Source organism: Lysobacter fragariae (assembly GCF_054779775.1).
Genome location: NZ_BAAGXP010000002.1, coordinates 256,528 through 281,751 on the forward strand (window position 1 = coordinate 256,528; position 25,224 = coordinate 281,751).

Annotated in this window: 24 protein-coding genes and 1 pseudogene; 8 read left to right on the forward strand and 17 right to left on the reverse strand. The window is 66.3% G+C overall.

Annotated elements, in window-relative coordinates:
• The first annotated feature begins 206 nt into the window (after positions 1-206).
• From ACYVD7_RS03785 to ACYVD7_RS03805, 5 genes are all read left to right on the forward strand, one after another.
• Positions 207-1,892, forward strand: a complete 1,686-nt coding sequence (locus ACYVD7_RS03785; protein WP_460759799.1) for a type IV secretory system conjugative DNA transfer family protein — start codon at positions 207-209, stop codon at positions 1,890-1,892.
• Positions 1,893-1,894: 2 nt separating this feature from the next.
• Positions 1,895-2,455, forward strand: a complete 561-nt coding sequence (locus ACYVD7_RS03790) for a lysozyme inhibitor LprI family protein (protein WP_460759247.1) — start codon at positions 1,895-1,897, stop codon at positions 2,453-2,455.
• Positions 2,452-3,912: a hypothetical protein gene (locus tag ACYVD7_RS03795; protein WP_460759249.1), complete on the forward strand. Its 1,461-nt coding sequence runs from the start codon at positions 2,452-2,454 to the stop codon at positions 3,910-3,912. Before ACYVD7_RS03790 ends, ACYVD7_RS03795 begins: the two co-directional genes overlap by 4 nt.
• Before the next feature lie 128 nt (positions 3,913-4,040).
• Complete coding sequence (locus tag ACYVD7_RS03800) at positions 4,041-4,331, forward strand: hypothetical protein (protein ID WP_460759252.1); 291 nt, start codon at positions 4,041-4,043, stop codon at positions 4,329-4,331.
• Positions 4,332-4,520: 189 nt separating this feature from the next.
• Complete coding sequence (locus tag ACYVD7_RS03805) at positions 4,521-5,339, forward strand: COG4705 family protein (protein ID WP_460759254.1); 819 nt, start codon at positions 4,521-4,523, stop codon at positions 5,337-5,339.
• A 98-nt stretch (positions 5,340-5,437) separates the two neighbouring features.
• Here the strand turns inward: ACYVD7_RS03805 and ACYVD7_RS03810 are convergent, their stop codons facing one another.
• The 8 genes from ACYVD7_RS03810 to ACYVD7_RS03845 all read right to left on the reverse strand — a co-directional run bounded on the left by ACYVD7_RS03810 (position 5,438) and on the right by ACYVD7_RS03845 (position 14,241).
• Complete coding sequence (locus ACYVD7_RS03810) at positions 5,438-6,094, reverse strand: phosphatase PAP2 family protein (protein ID WP_460759257.1); 657 nt, start codon at positions 6,092-6,094, stop codon at positions 5,438-5,440.
• A 206-nt stretch (positions 6,095-6,300) separates the two neighbouring features.
• Positions 6,301-7,590, reverse strand: coding sequence for a phosphoribosylamine--glycine ligase (gene purD / locus ACYVD7_RS03815; protein ID WP_460759260.1), 1,290 nt, complete (start codon positions 7,588-7,590; stop codon positions 6,301-6,303).
• Between the two features lie 178 nt (positions 7,591-7,768).
• Positions 7,769-9,355 (reverse strand): bifunctional phosphoribosylaminoimidazolecarboxamide formyltransferase/IMP cyclohydrolase, encoded by a 1,587-nt coding sequence (gene purH / locus ACYVD7_RS03820; RefSeq protein WP_460759262.1) that lies wholly within the window; start codon positions 9,353-9,355, stop codon positions 7,769-7,771.
• 494 nt (positions 9,356-9,849) lie between these two features.
• Positions 9,850-10,116 (reverse strand): DNA-binding transcriptional regulator Fis, encoded by a 267-nt coding sequence (gene fis / locus ACYVD7_RS03825; RefSeq protein WP_460759265.1) that lies wholly within the window; start codon positions 10,114-10,116, stop codon positions 9,850-9,852.
• Positions 10,117-10,214: 98 nt separating this feature from the next.
• On the reverse strand, positions 10,215-11,066 hold the full coding sequence (locus ACYVD7_RS03830; RefSeq protein WP_460759268.1) for a DUF3426 domain-containing protein: 852 nt from the start codon (positions 11,064-11,066) through the stop codon (positions 10,215-10,217).
• Between the two features lie 33 nt (positions 11,067-11,099).
• Entirely contained in the window at positions 11,100-12,023 is a 924-nt protein-coding gene (prmA, locus tag ACYVD7_RS03835) for a 50S ribosomal protein L11 methyltransferase (protein ID WP_460759271.1), read from the reverse strand.
• 66 nt (positions 12,024-12,089) lie between these two features.
• Positions 12,090-12,830 (reverse strand): hypothetical protein, encoded by a 741-nt coding sequence (locus ACYVD7_RS03840; protein ID WP_460759273.1) that lies wholly within the window; start codon positions 12,828-12,830, stop codon positions 12,090-12,092.
• 166 nt (positions 12,831-12,996) lie between these two features.
• Positions 12,997-14,241 (reverse strand): hypothetical protein, encoded by a 1,245-nt coding sequence (locus tag ACYVD7_RS03845; protein WP_460759276.1) that lies wholly within the window; start codon positions 14,239-14,241, stop codon positions 12,997-12,999.
• Between ACYVD7_RS03845 and ACYVD7_RS03850 the strand changes: the two genes are divergently transcribed.
• Entirely contained in the window at positions 14,240-14,383 is a 144-nt protein-coding gene (locus ACYVD7_RS03850; protein WP_460759279.1) for a hypothetical protein, read from the forward strand. The two genes, ACYVD7_RS03845 and ACYVD7_RS03850, sit on opposite strands and share 2 nt — an antisense overlap.
• Here ACYVD7_RS03850 and ACYVD7_RS03855 read toward each other — a convergent pair whose 3' ends face one another.
• The 9 genes and pseudogenes from ACYVD7_RS03855 to ACYVD7_RS03895 form a co-directional block, all read right to left on the reverse strand.
• Positions 14,384-15,193 (reverse strand): hypothetical protein, encoded by an 810-nt coding sequence (locus tag ACYVD7_RS03855; RefSeq protein WP_460759282.1) that lies wholly within the window; start codon positions 15,191-15,193, stop codon positions 14,384-14,386.
• Positions 15,194-15,330: 137 nt separating this feature from the next.
• Complete coding sequence (accC, locus tag ACYVD7_RS03860) at positions 15,331-16,698, reverse strand: acetyl-CoA carboxylase biotin carboxylase subunit (protein WP_460759285.1); 1,368 nt, start codon at positions 16,696-16,698, stop codon at positions 15,331-15,333.
• A gap of 10 nt (positions 16,699-16,708) precedes the next feature.
• The gene (accB, locus tag ACYVD7_RS03865) at positions 16,709-17,182 is read right to left on the reverse strand and encodes an acetyl-CoA carboxylase biotin carboxyl carrier protein (RefSeq protein WP_460759288.1); all 474 of its coding nucleotides are present in this window, start codon (positions 17,180-17,182) and stop codon (positions 16,709-16,711) included.
• Between the two features lie 110 nt (positions 17,183-17,292).
• Positions 17,293-17,739 carry a type II 3-dehydroquinate dehydratase gene (gene aroQ, locus ACYVD7_RS03870; RefSeq protein ID WP_460759290.1) on the reverse strand — a complete coding sequence of 149 codons (447 nt, stop codon included), beginning with the start codon at positions 17,737-17,739 and terminating at the stop codon, positions 17,293-17,295.
• A 300-nt stretch (positions 17,740-18,039) separates the two neighbouring features.
• Complete coding sequence (locus ACYVD7_RS03875) at positions 18,040-18,639, reverse strand: TlpA family protein disulfide reductase (protein WP_460759293.1); 600 nt, start codon at positions 18,637-18,639, stop codon at positions 18,040-18,042.
• Positions 18,636-21,047 carry a protein-disulfide reductase DsbD family protein gene (locus ACYVD7_RS03880; protein ID WP_460759295.1) on the reverse strand — a complete coding sequence of 804 codons (2,412 nt, stop codon included), beginning with the start codon at positions 21,045-21,047 and terminating at the stop codon, positions 18,636-18,638. Before ACYVD7_RS03880 ends, ACYVD7_RS03875 begins: the two co-directional genes overlap by 4 nt.
• A 58-nt stretch (positions 21,048-21,105) precedes the next feature.
• Positions 21,106-21,432 carry a divalent-cation tolerance protein CutA gene (gene cutA, locus ACYVD7_RS03885; protein ID WP_460759298.1) on the reverse strand — a complete coding sequence of 109 codons (327 nt, stop codon included), beginning with the start codon at positions 21,430-21,432 and terminating at the stop codon, positions 21,106-21,108.
• A gap of 149 nt (positions 21,433-21,581) precedes the next feature.
• A pseudogene (locus ACYVD7_RS03890) lies at positions 21,582-21,864 on the reverse strand (endonuclease); the annotation flags it as partial.
• A gap of 35 nt (positions 21,865-21,899) precedes the next feature.
• The gene (locus tag ACYVD7_RS03895; RefSeq protein ID WP_460759300.1) at positions 21,900-22,298 is read right to left on the reverse strand and encodes a helix-turn-helix domain-containing protein; all 399 of its coding nucleotides are present in this window, start codon (positions 22,296-22,298) and stop codon (positions 21,900-21,902) included.
• A 638-nt stretch (positions 22,299-22,936) separates the two neighbouring features.
• Here ACYVD7_RS03895 and groES point away from each other — a divergent pair.
• Together groES and groL are read left to right on the forward strand one after the other, a co-directional pair.
• The gene (groES, locus tag ACYVD7_RS03900) at positions 22,937-23,224 is read left to right on the forward strand and encodes a co-chaperone GroES (RefSeq protein WP_386746458.1); all 288 of its coding nucleotides are present in this window, start codon (positions 22,937-22,939) and stop codon (positions 23,222-23,224) included.
• A gap of 76 nt (positions 23,225-23,300) precedes the next feature.
• Positions 23,301-24,941: a chaperonin GroEL gene (groL, locus tag ACYVD7_RS03905; RefSeq protein WP_460759302.1), complete on the forward strand. Its 1,641-nt coding sequence runs from the start codon at positions 23,301-23,303 to the stop codon at positions 24,939-24,941.
• The last annotated feature ends 283 nt before the right edge of the window (positions 24,942-25,224 follow it).

A 25,224-nucleotide genomic window follows, 5' to 3' on the forward strand; every position in this document is an offset into this window, starting at 1 on the left:
GCAGGAATGTGATGCGGTGATGTGACTCGTGCGGATGGCGGGTCAAGACCCGCCCTACCCAGCATTCGCGTAGGGCGGGTTTCAACCCGCCGCAAGAAACACGACAAGCCACAACCTTTCGCCCGCGCAGTAGACACTCCGCCCCGCGCTTGCCATCCTTCGCGCCGGCATGGAGCCGTCTGACAACCAGGGAGCAAGGTGACGTGATCGCGCGCAAGGGAATGGTGGCCTTCGGTACGGGGCTGGTGGCGGTGTGTGTGGGGATCTGGCTGTCGGGGTACCTGACCCTGCTGCTGCTCAAGCTCAACACCGGGCTGCTGGGGTGGGATACCTACTTCCGTTACGTGCGTGCGCTGGACCTGCCGCAGGTCGCGCCGCACGTGGGGCGGATCAAGGCCGGTGGTGCGCTTGGATTTGGCTTGCCGGTGCTGGCATGGCTCGGCGTGCTGGTGCTGATGTTCCGGTCGAAGGCGGTGGCGCTGCACGGTGATGCGCGCTTCGCGCACGGTGGTGACCTGGCCAGGCAGGGGCTGCTGAAGTCTTCGCCCGACGGCATTGTCGTAGGCCGTTACAACGGCAAGCTGGTGCGCCTGTCGGGCCAGCAGTTCGTGATCCTCGCGGCGCCCACGCGTTCGGGCAAGGGTGTGGGTGTCGTCATTCCCAACCTGCTCGAATACCAGGAGTCGGTCGTCGTCCTGGACATCAAGCAGGAGAACTTCGATCTCACTTCCGGTTGGCGCGCGAGCCAGGGGCACGACGTCTTCCTGTTCAATCCGTTTGCCGAAGACCGCCGCACGCATCGCTGGAATCCGCTCAGTTACGTCGCGCCCGATCCCGCCTTCCGTATCTCCGATCTGCAGGGCATCGCGGCGATGCTCTATCCCGACGGCAGCGACGAACAGAAGTTCTGGGTCAGCCAGGCCCGCAATGCGTTCACGGCGTTCGCGCTGTACCTGTTCGAGAACTTCGATCGCCAGCAGCGCGCCGGGTTCCCCTCGCCGCAGTTCCCCACGCTGGGCAACCTGTACCGGTTGTCCTCCGGCGATGGCAGCGACCTCAAGACTTACCTGCGCGGCCTGGCCGATCGCGACTTCCTCAGTGCGCACGCGCGCACCGCGTTCGCCAACCTGTTGTCGCAGGCGGATGAAACCTTCGCCTCCATCCTGGGCACGTTCAAGGAACCGCTGAACCCGTGGCTCAATCCGGTGCTCGATGCCGCCACCAGCGGCAACGACTTCCTGCTCACCGACGTGCGCCGCAAGAGGATGACGATCTACATCGGCATCCAGCCCAACAAGCTGGCCGAGAGCCGGTTGATCGTGAACCTGTTCTTCAGCCAATTGATCAACGTCAATACGCGCGAGCTGCCACAGAACAATCCCGCGTTGAAGCACCAGTGCCTGCTGCTGATGGACGAGTTCACCGCGATCGGGAAAGTCGACATCCTGGCCAAGGCGGTGTCGTACATGGCCGGCTACAACCTGCGCCTGCTGCCGATCATCCAGTCGATGGCGCAGCTCGACGCCACCTACGGCAAGGAAGTCTCGCGCACGCTGATCACCAACCACGCGCTGCAGATCCTCTACGCCCCGCGCGAGCAGCAGGACGCCAACGACTATTCCGAGATGCTGGGCTACACGACGTTGCGCAAGCGCAACCGCTCGCAGTCCCACGGCCAGCAGGGCAGCGTGAGCTTCAGCGAGTCCGAGGAACGCCGCGCGCTGATGCTGCCGCAGGAACTCAAGGCGATGGGCGCGGACAAGGAAGTGTTCCTGTACGAAGGCCTCGCGCACCCGGTGCTGTGCGAGAAGATCCGGTACTACCAGGACAGGCACTTCACCTCGAAGTTGTTGCCGAAGGTGGAGGTGCAAAAACTATGGCAGGGAGAATGAACATGAAAACCACGTTTGTGATGTCGCGCCTTTCGCTGCTGCTCTATCCGGCCTTCATCGTCGGCTGCGCCAGCCTGCCGACGCCAGGCCAGGCCAGTGAGGTCGCGCCGCTGGTTGACGAAGTATCCGAATCTGGTTGCCCGGCCACGGGGGACGTCCAGGTGATCGAAGCCTGCTACGGAAAGGCAGACGAAGTAGTCATTGGAGAATGCGAGCGGACGAAGCTGTTTTCCTGCAGGCCCTACAAGGAGGTGTATCTGGGAGAGCAGGCGTTGCTGGCGCTGAACAGAAAAATCGTCATGTCGTCCAAAGTGCAATACGCCAGCTACGTACAAGGCGACAGCTCGTATCTGGCCGACCTGGACGCCTATTTGAAGGCAGCTGACAAGGAATGGCGGGAATACCGTGACGCCCACTGCCAGGCTGAGCCATTCGTCCAGGGCATGTCGCGCATTGAGACGCCCGGACTGATTGAGGCCTGCCGCGCCCAGAAGACCAAGGAACGCATAGTCGAGGTGACCCGACTTGGCGAAGTCCTTGATGTGGAGGCCGGTAAGCCATGACGGGCGCGGATCCCTATCGCGCCCTGGATCGGAGAACGTTTGAGACGATCGCCTACAACGCCGTTGGGCGAGCAAGCGAAATAGGAACCTACCCGGCTTACTACCTGGCCCACAGCAAGGGAAATTCGGGCTGGTCCGTCGGAGCCGTGCAATGGGATTTTGGCCAGCCGGGACGTGGCGGTCGAGTGGATGACCTCTTGCTGGGCTACCAAGCGTGGGCTGCCCAAGGGGAAAGGTTCAACGACCGGGAACTTGCATCGCTAACAGGACGACTGCGTACCCCGGGCCAAACGGGTAACGCCTTGTCTTCCGGGGAACTGTCGCGGTTGAACGCATTCCTGAGGTCAGACCCGGGGCGAGCGTTCGTCGATGGGCTCAGTGCGGAACAGATAGAGCGAAAGTGGGAAAACGTGGGTCTGCCGCTATCCCAGACGCCGTGGCTGCAACAGCTTGATTCGCGCGATCCAGCCCAGGCCGCTGAGATAGTCACGATGGCAACCAAGCTCTTCAACCAGAATGAAAACAAGGGCGGCCAGTTGGTCGCGCACCTGCAGGATAACGAGCTGACAGCCGATCAGGTCTCTGAATGGATCGGTGGACGGGGTGTCGACAAACTTTCCGCCATCGCCAAAGAGGCAATTCTTTCAGGAAGGGATAACGCGCGTCTTGGGATCGGTGTGATGAACGCGTTGGAGCTCGGTGATGGGAGACTGAGTCGTGCATGGCGTCGCGAGATTCACGGGAATGGGAATGTGTCGTTGACGCATGGGTTCAATTCCGAGCCGGATGTGCAGCTCCTGGATGGAATGATGCGAAATCCGATTGCGGGCGCTCGCATTCGTGCCCATGTCGACGAGGGTGCAGCTTCGCCTGCGGTCGTCATCCAGGGGGTCAATTCCGACGCGCGGCGGGAAATGGCCCGGGTCGAGTTGGGCCGCGCCGGGGATGTATCGATCAGGAGCCCGGACGGAAATGCCTGGGACATGACTCCTTCTGGCTGGGACAGGAACAGGGGAGTAGCACTGCCACCAAGTTCCCGCGAAAGGGACATGCCTGACCATTCGACGCCGTTGCACATGCCTTCGCTGACGAGAACGAATGCCGATGGCAGCCAACAGTTTCCGACGGAGCACCGGGACTTCCACCTGCACGTAGCCATTCGTTCTTGTCTGCCCAGCGGCTTGTCTGAAGCCCACGTGGCGCACCTAACTGCCTGCGCCCGGGAGGGAGGGATTACATCGGCGAGCAAGCTCGACACCGTCAGCGTCGAGGACGATCAAGCCTTCGTTATCGGAAAGATCCCCGGATACTGGGTCAAAGTGGATTTGACCGCGCCGCCGCCGCCCATGCAGCAAACCCTGGCGCGACTGGAGTCGTTTGAATCCCCGCGTATTAGCGGAGCAGAGGAGCAAAGGGCGCAAACGCGGTCCCTTGAGCCACTTCGTCCACGAATCTGACCGCGTCTCTCCTGGTCGTGCAACAAGGGGGGCTGTTTCACGCGGCCTCCACGCTGTTTATCTGCGTTTCGCTTCCAGCCAGCTTCCCGCGCCTACCCTGCGGGCGACACCCGGCAAAGGAGGTCGCCATGTCTGCGGATACCAAGACCCCGTTCGAGCATGTGAACGACACGCTGGCGCAGCTCAAGGAGATGCGCCACTACTCGAAGAACAACGTCGAGCGCCTCACCGCGCAGTGGTTGTTGTTCGACGGCGAGCTGTCGAAGCTGAAGCAGTCTTCGCGGATCGAGGAGCTGATGACCCGCCAGGGCGAGTTGCATGACGCGCTGGAGGCGGAGATCGCGACGCTGGAAGAACTGTCGGTGACGCTGCAGCCGGCGCCTGAAGAAGTCGAAGGTAGCGAACGCGCCGTTCATTGAGGCAGTCGTTGCGTCGTGGGGCTTTCGGCGCTGCTGCAGGTCCAATGGCACGCGAGGGCCAGGCGCGGCGACTGCCGTGATTTCGGCTGAAGCGTCGCCGCAGTTCAGCCCCCGTTAGCCGCGACGACGTTTCTCCGACAGTCGGCGGCGGAGCATCGAGCGACCTTGCAGCCTGGATGGAAGTCCGCCATGTCTGGATCCGATGTCGCGCAGGACGCCGCCGCGCGCGTGCTCGCCACTGTCCCGCGGGCCGACGCCACGCCGGATGGGATGTTCGCCAAGGTGCCGCAGGTCACGCTGGTGTTCTGGCTGGTCAAGATCGCCGCCACCACGCTCGGCGAGACCGGTGGCGATGCGGTGACGATGTCGATGGGCCTGGGCTATCTGGTCGGCACAGGAATCTTCGCGGCGTTGTTCGTCGCGGCGGTCGCGCTGCAGATCGGTGCGAAGCGGTTCCACCCTTTCCTGTACTGGGCGACGATCATCGCCAGCACGACGGTGGGCACCACGCTCGCCGACTTCGCCGATCGTTCGCTGGGCATCGGGTACACGGGTGGCTCGACGCTGCTGCTCGTTCTGCTGCTGGCGTCGTTGTACGCATGGCATCGCACGCTGGGTTCGGTCGCGGTCGATACGGTCGGTGACACGCGCTCGGAGTTGTTCTACTGGGTCACGATCATGTTCTCGCAGACGCTGGGCACGGCGCTGGGCGACTGGGTCGCGGACTCGGCGGGGTTGGGGTACATGGGCGGAATGGCGATCTTCGCCGTGCTGCTCGCGGTCGTCGCTGCGTTCTACCTGTGGTCGAAGGTGTCGCACACGGCGCTGTTCTGGGCGGCCTTCATCCTGACGCGGCCGCTGGGCGCGGTGGTCGGGGATTTCCTCGACAAGCCGCTCGACCACGGCGGGTTGGCGCTGAGCCGCTACACCGCCTCGCTGGTGCTGCTGGTGGTGATCGCGGCCTGCGTGATGCTGTTCCCGCAGCGGGCGGCGCAACGGGCGCACTGAGGTGCGCTAGGGACTTCGCGCACCGCCTGCGTCGCCCATGCCGACTTGCGCGATGTGATCCGTGGCGCAGCACGGTTGGCGGCGATCAGGACTCGCCATCAGAACCGCTTGGCGTACCCGATCATCAGGCCGCCGTGCGGCGTCGCCCCCAGGAACAGCGGTGTCTTGCGATGGTGGGCGTACAGGCCGAATGCCACGCCCACCGCCGCGCCGACGATGACGTCGCTCTGCCAGTGTGCGCGCACCTTCACCCGCGCCACCGCGTCGTAGGCCGGCAACAAGGCCAGCAGGTACACGGCGGGATGGTCCTCGTGGTATTCGGCGATGAAGGGCGTCACCACCGCGCTGATCTCGGCCACCTCGCCGCTGGGGAAACTCTGTTGCCCGTGGCCATCGAAGAAGTCGCCCGGATCCGCGTTGTCGCGCGGACGCTCGCGGGAGAACACGTACTTCATCGCGGTCGTCGTGCCCGCGGTCAGCAGCATCGAATCGAAGGCCTGGTCGAAGGTGCGGCCCAGTCGGGTGTCGCTGTCGGTGAACAGCGCACCGCCGATCACCGTCAGCGCCGCGCCGGCGGAGAGCGCTTTCTGGTTGTTGCGACTCCAGATGCCGGAGTCGTCGTAGGTCACGCGGTGATCGATGCCACCGGCGAAGGCGGCGACCGGCGCGAGCGCGATGGCAAGGCAGGCGACCCAGCGCAGAGCATCGCGCGTCGTCGGTCCGGCGGCGTGGAACCGGGGTATGCACGGCATCATGGCGTTGCTCCCACGGCCGCGAGACGGCCTGGCGCCATGGTTGGTCGGGCGTTGTCGGAGGAACGTGGGAACTGTGTTGGCTTTTGGTGAAGCGGTGTGCCAGGCGCGCTGCCCGCAGTCGATCGGCGTGCTCTCGCGTTACGCGCGAGAGCCGGGGGCGCGAAGCACAGGAGCGCGTCGCGCCAGTAACGCAGGTGAGGGGCGGGTCAGCCCGCCTGTTCGCGCTCGATCGCGCGCCAGCCGATGTCGTGGCGATGGAATTCGCCGTGCCAGGAAATGCCGGCGACTTCGGCATAGGCACGCTGTTGCGCGTCGGCGACGGTGTCGCCCAGCGCGCACACGCACAGGACGCGGCCGCCGGTGGTGACGACGTGGTCGCCTTCGAGCTTCGTGCCGGCGTGGAAGACCTTGGTGCCGTCGATGTCGGGGACATCGAAGGTGTTGATTGCATCGCCGATGCGCGGGGTGCCGGGGTAGTTCTGCGCGGCCATCACCACACCGAGACTCGGACGTGGGTTCCATTGCGCCGTGGTGTCGTGCAGGCGTTCGTCGATGGCGGCTTCGACCAGGTCGAGCAGGTCGCTGTCCAGGCGCAGCATCACCGGCTGCGTTTCCGGGTCGCCGAAGCGCACGTTGAACTCGATCACCTTCGGCGCGCCGGCCTTGTCGATCATCAGCCCGGCGTAAAGAAAACCGGTGAACGGCACGCCGTCCTTGATCATGCCCTGCACGGTGGGATTCACGACGTCGCGCATGACGCGTGCATGCACCTCGGGCGTGACCACGGGAGCGGGCGAGTACGCGCCCATGCCGCCGGTGTTGGGGCCGGTGTCGCCGTCGCCGACGCGCTTGTGGTCCTGGCTGGTCGCCATCGGCAGGGCGGTCTTGCCGTCGACCATGGAGATGAAGCTGGCTTCCTCGCCGTCGAGGAATTCCTCGATCACCACGCGCGCGCCGGCGGCGCCGAAGGCGTATTCGCCGAGCATGTCGGTGATCGCGGCTTCGGCTTCGGCGAGCGTCATCGCGACGATCACGCCCTTGCCGGCGGCGAGGCCGTCGGCCTTGATGACGATGGGCGCGCCCTTCTCCCGCACGTACTCCAGCGCTTCGTTGACGTGCGTGTGCACGGCGTAGTGCGCGGTGGGAATGCCGTGGCGGGCGAGGAAGTCCTTGGCGAATGCCTTACTGCCTTCAAGCTGCGCGGCGGCGGCGGTCGGGCCAAAGATGCGCTGGCCGGCGGCGCGGAATGTGTCGACGACGCCGGCAACGAGCGGGCCTTCGGGACCGACGATGGTGACGGCGACATTCTCGTTGGTCGCCAGCGCGAGCAGGGCGTCGATGTCGGTGGGGTTGATGGCGACGTTGCGGCACTTGGTCTCGGTGGCGGTGCCGGCATTGCCAGGCGCGACGATGACTTCAGTGACGCGGGGGGATTGCGCGAGCTTCCAGGCCAGGGCGTGTTCGCGGCCGCCGGAACCGATGACAAGAACCTTCATGTTCGTCGCCTTGTAGGGCGGGTCTTGACCCGCCGTCGGGTGTATGGAACGGGTCAGACCCGCCGTCGGATTTCGGAACGACGGGTTGGATACGCCGTCGGTGTCGTAAAGGTGGCGGTCACGCCGCCACCGGATGCTGCGGAAGGCGGGTCGAGACCCGCCCTATTGAAAGAAACGCTTAGTGGCGGAAGTGTCGGACGCCGGTAAAGACCATGGCGATGCCGTGTTCATCGGCCGCGGCGATGACTTCGGCGTCGCGCATCGAGCCGCCCGGCTGGATCACCGCCTTGATGCCGGCTTCGGCCGCGGCGTCGATGCCGTCGCGGAACGGGAAGAAAGCATCGCTCGCCATCACCGAACCGGGCACCACCAGGCCCGCGTCGGTCGCCTTGATGCCGGCGATGCGCGCCGAATACACGCGGCTCATCTGTCCGGCACCGACACCGATGGTCTGGTGGTTCTTCGCATAGACAATCGCATTGGACTTCACGAACTTGGCCACGCGCCAGGCGAACAGCAGGTCGCCGAGCTGCTCCTCGGTCGGCGCGACCTTCGTCACTACCTTGAGCTCGTCGCGGGTGACTTCGCGGATGTCGGCGGTCTGCATCAGCAGACCCGAACCGACGCGCTTGATGTCCATGTTGTTCTTGCCGTCGCCGTGCGGAATGCGCAGCACGCGGACGTTCGCCTTCTTCTTCGCGTAGTCGAGCGCGCCGTCTTCGTAATCGGGTGCGATCAGCACTTCGACGAACTGGCGATCGAGGATGGTCTTCGCGGTCGCCGCATCGAGCTTCGTGTTGAAGGCGATGATGCCGCCGAACGCGGAGGTCGGATCGGTGGCGTAGGCGGCTTCGTAGGTGTCGTTGCAGCCGGCGCCTTCCGCTACACCACACGGGTTGGCGTGCTTGACGATCACGCAGGCCGGCTGGTCGAACTGGCGCACGCATTCCCACGCGGCATCGGCGTCGGCGAGGTTGTTGTAGCTCAGCTCCTTGCCCTGCAGCTGGGTGAAGGTGGCGAGCGTGCCCGGCACCGGCCACAGGTCGCGGTAGAACGCGCCGTGCTGGTGCGGGTTCTCGCCGTAGCGCAGGTCCATGACCTTGACGAAGTTGCTGTTCTGCTGCGCCGGGAACAGCGCGCGCGAGCCGTCGTCGTTGATCGACGAAAGGTAATCGCTGATGCAGGCGTCGTAGAAGGCGACATTGTTGAACGCGGCGACAGACAGCGCGAAACGGGTCTTGGCCGACAGCACGCCATCGTTGGCGTTGAGTTCGTCGACGATGCCGGCGTACTGCGCGGGATCGGTGGCGACGGCGACGCGGGCGAAGTTCTTCGCCGCGGACCGCAGCATCGCCGGGCCGCCGATGTCGATGTTCTCGATGATCTCGTCGAAGCTGCTGTTGGGGTTGGCCGACACCGCAGCGAACGGGTACAGGTTGAGCACCAGCAGGTCGATCTTGGCGATGCCGTGCTGCGCCATCACCGTTTCATCCAGGCCTTCGCGGCCGAGGAGGCCGCCGTGCACCAGCGGGTGCAGGGTCTTGACCCGGCCGTCCATCATTTCCGGGAAACCGGTGACGTCGCTGACGTCCTTGACCGGCAGGCCGGCGTCGCGGATCGCCTTGGCGGTACCGCCGGTGGAGAGCAGTTCGACGTTGCGCGCGGCGAGCGCGCGGGCCAGGTCGATCAGGCCGGTCTTGTCGGAAACGGAGAGCAGGGCCCGGGTGATTTTCACGGGCGTGCCAGGCTGGCGGTCGGAGGTCATGGGGGGTGGGGTGGGGGAGAAAGACCCGGAATTATACGGGGTGGGGGTGGGCGGGCCTTTCCTGTGGGTCGCCGCTGGCGTGGGGGCTTTTGTCGCTGCGGTCAGAAAACCACGGCAGGAGCACCCCTCCCCAGCCCTCCCCTTGCCTGCGGCAAAGGGAGGGAGCGGATGTACGGCAAGGGAGGGAGATGACGCCCTTCGGCAAGGGGAGGGGGCTGACGCGAGCTGGCAATCCTCCTCCTCATTACGCACAGCGCGGGGATGGGTGGGGCGCTACTCGCAGTCGCGGCATTGCGCGCAAAGCGACGGACGCGTGTTATGCGCGAAGGGTCGACGTTTGTCGCGCGCATGCGCGAAGCCAAGAGGACCAACCAGCTCCTCCCTTTGCCGCAGGCAAGGGGAGGGTTGGGAGGGGTGCTTCGGCCGTTACTTGTTGCCACCTTCGACACGCATCGCGCCTGGCGCGATTGCGGTTGCGGCGTGCCGCGAAGGACTTACTGCTCCAGCCCGTACTCGCGCAGCTTCTTGCGCAGCGTGGCGCGGTGGATGCCCAGCATGGTCGCGGCGCGGCTCTGGTTGCCGTCGCAATGCCTGAGTACTTCGACGAACAGCGGAATCTCCAGCTCGCGCAACGCGATCTCGTAGAGGTTCTCGGTGTCGCTGCCGTTGAGGTCGCCGAGGTAACGACGGATCGACGTGGCGACATGATCACGCAGCGGCGGGCGCGACCTGGTGCGGGCGTCTTGGCGTTCGGCGTTCAAGCGGTTCCCCCGGGGAGATGCACACCGCCGGGAGCGCCGACGGGAGGGGGAGTCTATCGCGCCGGGGTCGCTGGCAACAACGCGATTTCGGTCACGTTTCAGTGAAAATCAAATGTGAACGCGACGACCTGACGAGCGGGCTCGACGACATCGAACTGGATGGTCGCGCTCTGCCCCGGTTCGATGCGTTTTTCGCCGCCATCGGCGCTGTATTCCTTCGGAGTGAAGGCGCGCATGCCGACCTGGCGGCCGTCCATGTCGGACAGGGTGAGCAGCACGGTCGGCCAGGGTTGCGGCCAGCGTGCGTCGTTGCGGAAGCTGGCGCTGACGTTCAACACGCCGGCATTGCCGCGCTTGGGTTGCACGCTGCGCTGGAGCATGGTGAACGCGGCGGGTTCGCGCCATGCGGGAACCTGGCAGCGCAGCACGGTGCACAGGCCGGTGATCGCCGGCCGCCAGCGCGCGCTCGCCGCGAGCGTCTCGCGTTGCGCCAGTGCGAGCTGGAGGACGAGCAGCACGCCCAGGCCGCCGACCAGCGACCACCAACGCCAGCCGCTGGAGCGCTCGGGCGCGGGCGCGTGCAGGCGCACGAAGCTGGGGGCGTGGTGGCGTGCGCGTGGAGTGCGGGAGCGTGGTGCGCGCGGCGCGGCGGGTGTCGGCGTGGTCGCGACTTCGGCGGACGCGTCGGCTTCGTCGGCGCTGGCGTCATCGTCGCCGGGCGTGGAAGTGGCTTCGGCCACGCTGTCGCCGATCTCGTTGTCGACGACGTCCTGGGTCGCGCCGTCGGCACCGTCATCGACCGCAGGCGCGGTCGCCGCGTCGTCCTGGTCGGTCGCAGGTTCGTACGGCTTGGCCGTGCGCGTATCGACCAGGCTGCCGCAACGCGGACAGCGCGGCGCGCTGCTGGACGTGGCGACGAGGAAGCCGCATTGCGGGCAGGCGACGAACATGGGCCCTATTCAACCATGCCGACGCGACCGCGGTCAGCCGCGGCGGCGCGTGCCCGTGACGCGCATCCAGTCCTCGAGGCGGTCGGCGCGCAGATCCTCGAAGGCTTGCGCGTAGCGCGCGATCACTTCCTCTTCCTGGCCGGCCAGGATGCCGGACATCGCCAGCTTCCCGCCCGGCGCGACGCGCGCGGTGAGCGTATCGGCCAGGCTGACCAGCGCGGAGGCGAGGATGTTCGCGACCACGACGGGATACGCCTGCACCGGTTCGTCGGCGGGCAGGAACACCGCGAGGCGATCGGCGACGTCATTGCGTTCGGCGTTGTCGTGGGTGGCGATCAGCGCCTGCGGGTCGTTGTCGACGCCGATCGTGTGCGCGGCACCGAGTTTGAGCGCGGCGAGCGCGAGGATGCCGCTGCCGCAACCGAAATCGAGCACGCGCTGGTCGCGCAGTGCGCCATCGTCGGCGAGCGTGTCCAGCCACTGCAGGCACAACGCGGTGGTGGGATGCGTGCCCGAACCGAAGGCGAGGCCCGGATCCAGCCGCACGATCGCGGCATCGTCGGCCTGCGCGCCTTCGGGCAGTTCGCTGTTCCACGGCACGATCCAGGTGCGGCGGCCGAACTGCAGCGGCACGTACTGGTCCATCCACGCGCGTTCCCAGTCCTGGTCCTCGACCTTGCGGAAGCGCGCCTGGGTCCAGTCGAGTTCGTCGTCGAAGGCTTCCAGCGCCGCGAGCAGGATCAGCCCGTCGGTCTCGTCCGGAAACAGCGCGGTGAGGGTCAGTTCGCCCCACAACGGTTGTTCGCCGACGCCAGGTTCGAAGATCGCCTGCTCGTCGGGTGCATCGGCGTGCGCGTCGGCCAGCGTGACCGCCAGCGCGCCCACGTCTTCCAGCGCGCGCTCATAGCGCGGCTGCTGGGCTTCGGTGCAGGGGAGGGTGAGTTCGAGGAAGGGCATCGCCGTCGCCGCGGAAAACGGCGGCCATTATCCCATCGCCGCCGCATCGCGCGGGGGGGCCGGCGTTCATGCGTCGGCGGCCTCGATCCGCTCGCGCACGTTGCGCTCCAGGATCCACTGTTGCCGGCGCTGGAGCAGGCGCACGCCGCCGTACAGGTAATTGAGGCTGAAAAGCAGGGTCGCGCCGATCAGCAGCAAGTGCCAGCGGCCCTGCAGCATCGCCTGCGGATGCGCGTGCACCAGCCACGCGCACAGGCCCTGGAAGGCGACGGCGGCCGGCATCATCACGGTGATGTTGATGCGCTGGTCGCGCAGGATGTCGTCGAGCAGCGCGCGTTCGGCGGGCGTGCCGAAGTCCGCTGACTGTCGCTTCACCACGCGCAGGTCCCACCCGTACAGCACCCACACCGCCGCGGCGTAGAGCGCGTTGAGCGCGAACCACGCGCGCGGGTCGGTGACCTGGCTGAGCGCGGCGGCTTCGATGAGCGTCGCACCGAAATAGAGGAAGGTGTGGCCGAATTCCAGTGGCCAGCCGATGAACGACAACGTGTGGATCAGCGAGCGCGACCAGAAGATCAGGATCACCAGCAGCCCGGTCAGGATGTAGGGCCAGCTTTCCCATTGCAGCTGCAGGATCGGTTGCACCGAACTGGCCGCGAGGACGCCTAGCGCGAGGCCCTGGATGATGCTGATGAGCGTGAGCTCGATGCCGACGACGGTGGTGTCGAGCTGGGTCTTGGCTTCGCGGCGGATGCGGGCGGAAGCGGCCGCGTGCGGCGGCGGTGTTGACGCGGTCGGCTGCGACATCGGTTGACCCCTGCATCGGTGTTGCGGCCACGGTAACCGCGCCGCGGCTGTCATTGGAAGGCGACGCGGCTACCCGCGTCGCTGCGCGCGAAGCCGGGAGTTCGGTAACGCGACCGTGCCCGGCTTCGTTGCGCCAGACGAGTGCCTACGCATCGCCCACTGGACGTCAGTGCCCGAGAATGCCCTTGAGCAGTTTGCGAAGCGGCTTCTTTTCCTTGGGTCGGTCGCCTTGGGCGGCATCGGTCGCATCGATGTCCATGCCCAGCATCGCGGTGGTCGTGGATTTGTTGCGCACCCGCACGGTCCATTCCGGATTCCATGCGGCCTTGGCATTGGCCGGTTTCGGCGGCCAGGCGAAGCTGGTTTCGGGGCCGAAGGCGATCATGCGCAACATGCCGCCACCGCTGCGTTCGCCACCGGCAAAGATGCCCGCGGGCATGGCGCAACTGGTCGAGGTGGGTGCGAGCAGCACCTTCTCCTTGATCCACTTGTCGACCGTCGCCGGCGGCAGGTAGTCGAGCACGCCCATGCCGGCGTCGGCGGTTTCCGAACTGCTCCACAGCACGATCGCGTCGTCCTTCATGCCGAAGGCGTGCAGGAAATAGCCGCGCGCCAGCGGCATCGACTGCCAGGTCCAGGTCTGTCCGGCGTCGAGGCTACCGTGTCCTGCGAGCGCGATCTTCGGCATGAAGTCCTGCGCCTGCTCCATCGTGAACTTGAGCGATTCGGGCAGGCCTGCGCCGGTGATGTGGTGTTCGCCCAGCAGCGAGGCGTCGTCAGGCACGGAAGGATGATTGCGATCGTTGGGCCACAGCACGTAGGAGGGATTCACCTTCGCGCTGCGGTCGGGGACATAGCGGCCCTGCATCGCGCCGGACATCTGCACCTGTCCGTTCTTCACGTCGATGCGGATTTCCTTCGGTTGCCCGGGACGCACCGTGGTGCCGCAGCCCCAGTAGATGAGGATGCGCGATTTCATGTCGTGCATCGGCGGGGTTTGCGGATCGCCGGGTTCGTGCACCTCGGCCCTGGGCGGCAGCAGCGGCAGCGACGCGCCCAGCTGCAGGCCATCGGGGATCAGCTGCTGCGCTTCGCTACCGGGATGCGCCGGATTGAACACGGCGATGTCGACGTACTTGCCCGGCATCGCACCGTAGCGCGTGGCGCCGTAGTGGTTCTGCCCCGCGCCGCCACCGAACATGCCCATCGCCGCACGGCCCAGCCCGCCCATCTGCGGCATGCCGGCCATGTCCTGCGTGGCGATGTCGATCCAGACCTGGGGTCGGCTGGATTTCGGGCTGTTGGCGGCGCTCGCCGTGAACATTCCGGTGGAGAGCAGCCCGGTGGCAAACAACCCGGCAGCGACCGCAACGGCCAGGCCGCTGCGCAGGAGGGGGCGGGACGGCGTCATGGCGAACCTCGCATCGGAAGGTTGCCGTGACTATGCCGTGTGCCGGTTCGACGTGCCTGTTGCGTTGCAGCGTGGCGCGGAGCCCGGGTTCGAATCAGGCAACAAAAAAGAGGGAGCGACCGGCCGCTGGCGGATCGCGTGATCAGTCGGGCGCGGCGAAGACCACTTCGAAGTCGTCGCTGATCACGTAGTCGCAAGCCGGGAAGTCGCGACGCAGGAATGCGTCCATCTGCGTGGCGACATCGCGCAGGTTGCGCACCTTGAAGGAGATGTCGAGGCTGCCCGCGCCGATCGAGCGGCCGTCGCTACGGCCCAGCTCGTGTTGAGCGACGAAGGCTTCGATGCGATCGAGAAGTTCGTTCACGCCCGCTTCGTCCAGCTCGCCGGGCTGGCGCAGCATCAGCCACAGCGTGCCGCGCCGGCGGGTGAGTGGCTGCAGCTGGCGTACGCGGCCGTCGGCGTCCGCGGCCAGCGTCACGCTGGGCGCGAGCTCACCGCCCCAGCCTTCGAGCCACGCGCGTCGCTTCGCCAACGCCGCGTCGAGGTCGAACAACGGGCGGAAGGCGCGGCAGGCATCGGCGAGCGTACGTTGCTGCTTGGCCTCCAGCGCGGTGGCGATCGCCACAAGCACGTGCTCGACGACGTAGGCGGCCTGGTCGACGGCTGGTCGATCGAGCCAGGGCCGCCAATCGATGGTCAGTTCCAGTTCCAACTGCTCGCCCTGCCGGCGCAGGCGCGCGCGCGGCGCGGTGGTGTCGGTGCGCTCGTACAGGCCGCAGGTCGCATGCAGTTGGCGCAGCGGCGATCCGTGCGCGACCACGGTCGGCCACAGGTGTTGCGCCAGTTGCGCGGAAGCCTCGTCGAGCAGGGCTTCAAGCGCTTCGGACGCGGGTTCGCGACCGTCGAACAAGGTCGCGTCGAGGCTCAATCCGATGAAGACTTGCAAGTCCATCCGCAGGACTCCGGTGTCGGCTTGCTTCTCCGCATCCCACCCCGCGGACGCGGGACGGGGATGCGATGTGCCATCGATGATGGCGGGGTCACGTCGTCGTGAAGAAAAATCTCACGCCATCGAATCACGCCATCGAATCACGCCATTGAGATCGACTTTTCCTTCTGTTCCTTCAGTCGCTTCTCGAGGTAGTGGATGTTCTGTCCACCCTGCTGGAACCCGATGTCGGACAGGATGCGCTGCTGCAGGGGGATGTTGGTCTTGATGCCATCCACGACCATTTCGCTCAGCGCCACGCGCATGCGGGCGATCGCCGTAGCGCGGTCGGGGCCGTGCACGATGAGCTTGCCGATCATCGAGTCGTAGTTCGGCGGTACGCGATAGCCTTCGTAGATGTGGCTGTCGACGCGCACGCCGGGGCCACCCGGCGCGTGGAAGTGCGCGATCAGGCCCGGGCACGGCATGAAGGTGTCGGGATCTTCCGCATTGATGCGGCACTCGATCGCGTGGCCTTCGAGCACGATGTCGCTCTGCTTGATCGACAGCTTGTGGCCGGCGGCGATGTTGAGCTGCTCGCGCACCAGGTCGATGCCGGTGACCAGTTCGGTGACCGGATGTTCCACCTGGATGCGGGTGTTCATCTCGATGAAGTAGAAGTGGCCGTTTTCGAACAGGAATTCGAACGTGCCCGCGCCGCGGTAGCCGATGCGGATGCACGCTTCCACGCAGACCTTGCCGATTTCCGCGCGCATCTGCGGCGTGATGCCCGGCGCCGGCGCTTCTTCCACGACCTTCTGGTGGCGACGCTGCATCGAGCAGTCGCGTTCGCCCAGGTGGATCGCGTTGCCCTGGCCGTCGGCGAGCACCTGGATCTCCACGTGGCGCGGGTTCTCCAGGAATTTCTCCATGTAGACCATGTCGTTGCCGAAGGCGGCCTTGGCCTCGGTCTTGGTGGTCTGGATCGCGGAGTTGAGATGCGCCTCGGTATGCACGACGCGCATGCCGCGTCCGCCGCCGCCGCCCGCCGCCTTCACGATCACCGGGTAGCCGATTTCGCGCGCGATCTTGACGTTGGTCGCGGCATCGTCGCCGAGCGGTCCGCCACTGCCGGGCACGCACGGCACGCCGGCGGCCTTCATCGCGCGGATGGCTTCGACCTTGTCGCCCATCAGGCGGATCGTGTCGGCCTTGGGCCCGATGAAGATGAAGCCCGACTGCTCGACGCGTTCGGCGAAGTCGGCGTTCTCCGACAGGAAGCCGTAGCCCGGATGGATCGCCTGCGCGTCGGTCACCTCGGCGGCGGCAATAATCTGCGCCATGTTGAGGTAGCTGTCCGTCGACGGCGCGGGGCCGATGCAGACCGACTCGTCGGCCATGGCGACGTGCTTGAGGTTGCGGTCGACGGTGGAATGCACCGCGACCGTTCGGATGCCCAGCGCGTGGCACGCGCGCAGGATGCGCAGCGCGATTTCACCACGGTTGGCGATGACGACTTTGTCCAGCATCGGTACGACCTCAGCCGATCACGAACAGCGGCTGATCGAACTCGATCGGCTGCCCGCTTTCCACCAGCACCTTGACCACGGTGCCGGCGACGTCGGCTTCGATCGGGTTGAACATCTTCATCGCTTCAATGATGCCCAGCGTTTCGCCGGCCTTGACCGCCTGGCCGACGCTGACGAACGCCGGCTTGTCCGGAGCCGGCGAGGCGTAGAAGGTGCCGACCATCGGCGCGCGCACGACGTGGCCCGGGGGCAGGTCGCTGGCCTTGGGCGTGCCACCGCTGGCGGCTTCGGTCGGGCCCGCCATCGGCATCACCGGTGCGGGCGCGGCGGCCGGAGCGGCCTGGTACATCGGTGCCGCGGCCATCGCGATGCCCTTGGGCGTGCGGGCCAGGCGGACGGATTCTTCGCCTTCCTTGATCTCGATTTCGGCGAGGTTCGACTCTTCCAGCAGGTCGATGAGTTTCTTGATCTTGCGCAGGTCCATGGAGCGGGCCTCTGGTCGGAATGGAAAATTCGGATGCCGGCGCGTCGCGCGCCCGGCGCTTGGAAAGGGTCAGGTGCGGCGGCGTGCCGCGACGGCTGCGAATGGGCGGGTCATGCGGCGCGCCCCAGTCGGGACAGCGCGGCGTCCAGCGCATAGCGGTAGCTGTCGGCGCCGAAACCGGCGACCACGCCGACCGCGAGGTCGCTGAAGTAGCTGGTGTGGCGGAACGCTTCGCGGGTGTGCGGGTTGGACAGGTGCACTTCGATGAAGGGAATGGCGACCGCTGCCAGCGCATCGCGGATGGCGACGCTGGTGTGGGTGAAGGCAGCGGGGTTGATCACGATGAAGCGGGTTCCGTCCGTTCGCGCGGCCTGGATGCGGTCGACCAGCTCGTGCTCGGCGTTGCTCTGCAGCGTGTCGAAGTCGAAGCCTGCGGCGCGGGTGCGCGACTCCAGATCGCCGTCGATCTGCTCGAGCGTGGTGTGGCCATAAACCTCCGGCTCGCGGGTGCCGAGCAGGTTGAGGTTCGGGCCATGCAGGACCAGCAGCTTCGCCATGTCGGACCGGGACACCCGGAAGTCGGAAGGCCGGCAGTGTGGCCGATGCCGGGATGGGTGTCCAGACGTTCGGCGCCGTATCGGCGAAGTTGTGAGGAGTTAAGCAGTTGTTGGAGTGGTCGCTCTAAAAATCAGGCCATTGGGGTCCAAGGACGGGGCTCTGCCCCGGTTCGCCTTGTTGAAATAGGGTGGGCCTTGGCCCGCGGTCGGGTGGGCGGGAGGGCTCGGCGTGAACTACCCACGCAATGAAACCGCGTTCGAAGGCAATTGCCGCGTTCGGGCGGCGGGCCAAGGCCCGCCCTACGGCCGCGTCCAGTCTTCGATCTCGCCGGGCTGGAACGGGCCGATCTTCTGCTTCAGGACCCGGCCGTCGGGGCCCAGCAGCACGCTGTAGGGCAGCACGCCCTTGGGGTTGCCCAGGCGCACGCCGGCATCGGCCGGGCCGGGGGCGTCGATGAGAAGGGGGTAGGCGACCGGCGTGCGCTGCAGGAAGGCCAGGACGGCTCCGCGCTCATCCAGGGCGATACCTACCACTTGCGTGCCGTTCGCCGACGATTGCGCGCGGGCGTAGCGGTCCAGTTCGGGCATCTCGCGGACGCAGGGGCCGCACCAGCTGGCCCACAGGTTGATCAGGACCGGACGGCCGGCGTAGGCCTTCGGTACCTCGGTCCGCGTCCCGTCGAGCGAGGCGATGGAGAAAGCCGGCACGATCCCGCCACGTTCGGCGATCTTTACTCCCGCCGGTGGCTCCGGCGCGGACGCCGACATCACGCCCTGCAGCGCGCGCTGGCCCAGCTCGGTGCGCAGCAGCGGGCCGGGTCCGTTGAGCCTCAGGCCGAGCCCGGCGCCCAGTCCGGCGGCGGCCAGCGCCACCAGCAGCAGGCGCGCGGTCGGACTCACGGCGTCGCGGTGATGGGTGCGGTGCCGGCGGCTTCGAGCAGGGCCGAACGCACGGTGTCGGTGGTCAGTACCACCGGCAACACGCGACCCTCGCCGCCGCCGCGCGGAAACACCACGTACAACGGCACGCCCACGGCCTTGTAGTGCTGGAGGAACGCCGTCAGTGCCGGATCGACGTCGGTCCAGTCGCCGACCATGTAGACGGCGTTGGTCTGCGTCATCGCATCGCGGAAGCCATCTCCGCGGAACACGGCGCGCTCGTTCGCCTTGCAGGTCACGCACCAGTCGGCGGTCATGTTGACGAAGACCACGCGGTTGGCGGCGCGCAGGTCGGCCAGCTTTTGTTCGGTAAAGGGCACCGCGACGATGCCTTCGCTGGGCGCGGCCAGCGGGGCGTTCGCCTGCGGGCGCGGCATCGTGTGGATCACGCTCAGCGGCCAGATGAGTGCGAGCGCCGCGAGCACCGCGGCAACGGTCGCCCAGCGATGGCCGGTGGTGCGCGCGCGGGTCCAGGCCCAGGCGGCGAACGCGAGCAGCACCGCCGCCGCCATCCACCAGCCGATCGCATCGGCACCGCGCTGGCGCGCCAGCACCCACGCCAGCCACGCGGCGGTGAGATACAGCGGGAAGGCGAGGACCTGCTTGAAGGTTTCCATCCACGCGCCCGGTCGCGGCAGGCGGTGCGCCAGCGCCGGGATGAAGCCGATCAGCAGGAATGGCAGCGCCAGGCCCAGGCCCAGCGCGAGGAATACCGCCAGCGCGAGCACCACCGGCGCGGTGAACGCCCACGCCAGCGCGGCGCCCATGAACGGCGCGGTGCACGGCGTCGCCACCACTACCGCGAGCACGCCGGTGAAGAAGTCGCCCATCGGGCCGGTTTTCGTCGTCAGCGCGTGGCCCATGCCGGTCCAGCGACCGCCGACGTGCCAGACGCCGGACATGCTCAGGCCCAGGCCGAACATCAGCAGGGCCAGCAGCGCGACCACCAGCGGCTGCTGCAACTGGAAGCCCCAGCCCAGCGCCAGTCCGGCCTGGCGCAACACCAGCGCCAGCGCACCCAGCAGCACGAAGCTGAGCATCACGCCCGTGGTGTACCAGAGCGCGTGGCGACGGGCGCGGGCGGGATCTTCGCCGTTGCCCGCCAGCGACAGCGCCTTCAGCGACAGCACCGGCAGCACGCACGGCATCAGGTTGAGCACCAGTCCGCCCAGCAGCGCGAGCGCGAGCGCGGAGAACAAGGTGAGGTTGGCGCCGCGCGGCGCGACGGACGAGGGCGCGACCGTCGCGGGCGAGGTGCTGGCGACAGTCGATGGCGTCGGCGTCGGGCCGGAAGCGGCGTCGGCCGTTGCTCCCGCCTGGGTCGCGGAAGCGCCGGCAAGCGTCGCATCAGGCGCGGCGGCGGTTGTCGTGGCAGTTGTCGTCGCGGCATCGATCGCCGACGTCGTCGAGACGACGCCCTTCGGAACATCCAGCGTCACCGCCCGCGTCATCGGCGGATAGCAGATGCCATTGGTCTGGCAGCCCTGGAAGGTCGCGGTGAGCGTCAGTTTCGCGGCATCGGTACGCGTGCGCAGCAGTGGCAGCGGGACATCGATCTGGTCGAAGAACACCGTGACGTTGCCGAAGTGTTCGTCGCGATGCGCCTGTCCCTGTGGCCATTTCGGCGCGCCCGGACGGATGCCGGCCTTGCTGGCGTTCGCATCGAGCTTCAGCGCGGTCTTGTCGCGATACAGGTAATAGCCGCGCGCCGGGGTGAAGCGCAGCAGCAGGGTGTTGCCGTCGCCGACGATGGCCTCGAAGCCGAACGCCTGCTCCGGCGGTAGCGGCGCGCCATCGACCGGACCGGAAGCGGCATTGCCGAGCAGACCACCGCCGAGCGGCGCACCGGCGCTGCGCCCGGCGTTGTTGCCAAAGGTCACCAGCGGCGTGTCGTCGCCCGCTTCGCCCGACAGCGCCACGGTCACGTTGCGCGTCTGCGGCGGATAGCACACGCCGGCATCGGCGCAGCCCTGGTAGCGCACTTTCAGCGTCGTCGATGCGGCGCGCGCCGTGCCCGGCACGATCACGGTCAGTGCGTCGCGGTAGGTCTCCACGCGGCCGAAGTATTCGTCCTGGTGCGGCGCGCCTGCGGGAATCCGCGGCGGTTGCGCGGCGAAGCCCGCGTCGGCCTGCACCTTCAGCTGGTGTCGATAGAGGTAGCAGCCTGGCGCGATCTTCCAGCGCAGTTCGATCCGATCCGGCGCGGTTGCCTGCGCGTCCAGCACGAAGGCCTCTTCGACCGGCAGCAGGTTGTCTTCGTCGGTGCATGAAGGCGCGGCGGCCGACGCGGGAGCGGCGATGCCCGACAGGAGCAGGACGACGATGGAGATGGCGAATGCGCGCCAGGCCGACGGGGAAGTGGAGGTCATCAAGGCGGAGTCGGCGGGTCGGTAGTTGATGGATGGGCGAACGTGCGCAGTCGGGAAATCAGGTGTCGCTTTGCGAGGTTTCCGCGATCACCCAGTCCAGGTAGGCGGGGAGGCCAGCGCGGACTTCGACCGCAATGAGTTCCGGCAGTTCGTACGGATGCAGGGCCTGCACCCGGGCGGTCAGCGCAGGCAGATGATCGGTCGTGGTCTTGACCAGGAGCAGGACTTCGCTGGCGGTTTCGAGCTGGCCCTGCCAACGGTAGGTCGACTGCACGCCGGGAAGCCGGTTCACGCAGGCCGCCAGGCGCTCGGTGACGAGCGCGGCAGCGATCCGCTCGGCGCTGGCGTCATCGGGGCAGGTGCAATAGACGAGCAGGACCGGCATAGGCCGATTGTACCGGCCCCCCATGAACTCAAAGAGCCGGCACGGGTAGTGCCGCGCCCGCGGCCGAAAATCGCCGGCTGCGGGCTTCACCAATGCCGGCAAAGCTGGGCAGTAACCAAGGAAGGTCTGAGCAACTCCGCTTTTGCTCGTCATTCCCGCGAAGGCGGGAAACCAGTGTCTTTGCTTTCAATGGCTTGAAGACACTGGATCCCCGCCCTCCGCGGGGATGACGGCAGTTGCTCAGAGATTCCCGAGGAAAAGCCCCGGTCGCCCAGGGCTTTTTCGTCTCGCGGCTGCCGCTGTCTCGGGTGGTCGATGAAGGGATTACGGTTGCCCTGGAAGCTGTAGATCCCTTCGTTGCGCTCGCGCGCGGCCGCATCCGGCGGATCGGCCTTGCCAGGCGAGTAGCGTCGACATCAGGCCCATGTACCCGGCGACGCGGAGGTGGTGACGATCCCGCCATGCCGCTAGGGTTTCGCCAGCCCGGCCTTGCGTCCGGTCCGCAGCGCCGCCAGCTGTTCGATGACCTCGACCAGCGGCGCGCGCGAGCGCGTGGGTGCGTCGCGGAAGGCGAGGATCAGGCGCAGCTCGATCGGATCCTCGATCAGCAACGCGTCTGCGGCGGCGACCGAATCCAGCTCGGTATCGTGGGACAGGCTCATCTTGCCGCGCCCGGTCGCCAGCCACTCGAACTGCACGCCGCAGGCCAGCGCCAGCTCGCGCATGTGGGTCACGCTGGGATGCTTGCCGTTGTTGGCTTCCCAGTGGCTCACCGCGCTGCGTTGCACGCCCACGGCGGCGGCGAGGACGGCCTGGGACAGTCCGGCGTGACGCCGGGCGAGGCGGATGCGTTGCTGCGAAGTCATGGATCCGGTCCTTCGTGAGGTCAAAAATGGAGCCGAAGTCGCTACTTGTTACCGATAGTCACGTCGATATCAATAGACACCCTACGCTGTGCGCTTATGGTAGCCACTCGTGACATCGAATCGAACAAAAGCCCATAAATTGCAAGATATTTTCGATGGACGTGTTACCGATAGTAACTAAATGACTACGATTTCATAGTGGACATCCGTCGCAGAAGTGGGGAAATTGGACCCGTCCGGCAAGGAGCGCTGGCGTCGACAAGAGGTCAGGTACGGAGACGGGGCGCGGGATTGCGCATTGCTGAGGACGGCCATCTCCAAACCGGAACGAGCGCGAACCCCTGTCCGCGCTCGTTCTTTTTTTGACGGTCTGCCACGCCCCCCGGCCTGGCGGACCTTTTTTTGCCTGTGTAGTGAGGGCTGGCCTCCGCGTCCCGGCCTCCGCCCGGATCCGACGGCGCCGGCACTACCGGTTGGCGGCCTCAGCGGCCGCCCTTGAAACCAATTCCCATGGCCCCATTTACCGGCAGTCCCGGTTCGCCGGGTCTTTCTACGTCCCGGATCTGGCACTCACCACGGGTGATTGCTAATGCCGGGATTCTTTCCCCACTCATTCAATCACTTACGTGAGGATTGCCATGAACATCAAGCCGCTGTTCGACCGCGTGGTCATCAAGCGCATGGAAGAAGAAAAGCTGTCCGCGGGCGGCATCGTGATCCCGGATTCGGCCACCGAGAAGCCGATCAAGGGTGAAGTCGTCGCCGTCGGCGACGGCAAGGTCTTCGACAACGGCAACGTCCGCGCGCCGAAGGTCAAGGTCGGCGACAAGGTCCTGTTCGGCAAGTACAGCGGCACCGAAGTGAAGCTCGACGGCACCGAATACCTGGTGGTGAAGGAAGACGACATCTTCGCCGTGATCGCCTGATCGCGCGTTGCGTCTGCTGTTTCGACTCCAGCTTCAACCACTTCTTCTCCACTGAATACTTTTTGAGGTAATCGCAATGGCTGCGAAGGAAATCCGCTTCGGCGAAGACGCGCGCGCAAAGATGCTGCGCGGCGTGAACGTGCTCGCCAATGCCGTCAAGGCAACGCTCGGCCCGAAGGGGCGCAATGTCGTGCTCGAGAAGAGCTACGGCGCCCCGACGATCACCAAGGACGGCGTCTCCGTCGCCAAGGAAATCGAACTGTCCGACAAGTTCGAGAACATGGGCGCGCAGATGGTCAAGGAAGTCGCTTCCCGGACCTCCGACAACGCCGGTGACGGCACCACCACCGCCACCGTGCTGGCGCAGGCGCTGATCCGCGAAGGCATGAAGGCGGTCGCCGCCGGCATGAACCCGATGGACCTCAAGCGCGGCATCGACAAGGCCGTGACCGAAGCCGTCGTCGAGCTGAAGAAGATCTCCAAGCCGTCGTCGACCAACAAGGAAATCGCCCAGGTCGGCACCATCTCCGCGAACAGCGACGCCAACATCGGCGACCTGATCGCGCAGGCGATGGACAAGGTCGGCAAGGAAGGCGTGATCACCGTTGAAGACGGTTCGGGCCTGGAAAATGAACTCGACGTCGTCGAGGGCATGCAGTTCGACCGCGGCTACCTGTCGCCGTACTTCATCAACAACCAGCAGTCGATGCAGGCCGAGCTGGATGATCCCTTCATCCTGCTGCACGACAAGAAGATCTCCAACGTGCGCGAGCTGCTGCCCGTGCTCGAAGGCGTCGCCAAGGCCGGCAAGCCGCTGCTGATCGTCGCCGAGGAAGTCGAAGGCGAAGCCCTCGCCACGCTCGTCGTCAACACCATCCGCGGCATCGTCAAGGTCTGCGCAGTGAAGGCTCCGGGCTTCGGCGATCGTCGCAAGGCGATGCTGGAAGACATGGCCGTCCTCACCGGCGGCACCGTGATCTCCGAAGAAGTCGGCCTGCAGCTCGAGAAGGCCACGATCAAGGATCTGGGCCGCGCCAAGAAGATCCAGGTCTCGAAGGAGAACACCACGATCATCGACGGCGCCGGCGAACACACCGGCATCGAAGCACGCATCAAGCAGATCAAGGCGCAGATCGAAGAGACCTCTTCGGACTACGACCGCGAGAAGCTGCAGGAGCGCGTGGCCAAGCTCGCTGGCGGCGTTGCCGTCATCAAGGTCGGTGCCGCTACCGAAGTCGAGATGAAGGAAAAGAAGGCACGCGTTGAAGACGCGCTGCACGCCACCCGCGCTGCCGTCGAAGAAGGCATCGTCCCGGGCGGCGGCGTCGCGTTGATCCGCGCCAAGGCCGCGATCACGGGCCTGAAGGGCATCAACGAAGACCAGAACCACGGCATCGCGATCGCGCTGCGTGCGATGGAAGCCCCGCTGCGCGAGATTGTCACCAACGCCGGCGAAGAACCCTCCGTCATCCTCAACAAGGTGATCGAAGGCAAGGGCGCGTTCGGCTACAACGCCGCTACTGGCGAATACGTCGACATGCTCGAAGCCGGCATCCTGGATCCGACCAAGGTCACGCGTACCGCGCTGCAGAACGCCGCGTCGATCGCCGGCCTGATGATCACGACCGAAGCGATGGTCGCCGAGCTGCCGAAGAAGGACGAGCCGGCGATGCCGGGCGGTGGCGGCATGGGTGGCATGGGCGGCATGGATTTCTGATTGCCGTATCACCCCGTTGCGGTGCCGGGTTCGAGCGACCCTGCGTCGTTCAATCCGGCGCCGTCAACAACAAGGATCCCCGCGAAAGCGGGGATCTTTTTTTGTGGCGCGAACGCACAGCGGCACGCTCGCCAGATCTTCAAGCCGCCCGCACCAGCGCCGGTGTTGTCATCGCGTCATCAACGGTGCCGCGGATTGGCCAGTGGCATGGAATGGCGGTCGTCGGATTCGCGGTTAGGCGCACGCACGGGTTAACCCGTTTCTGCGGCGACCGATGGCCTAG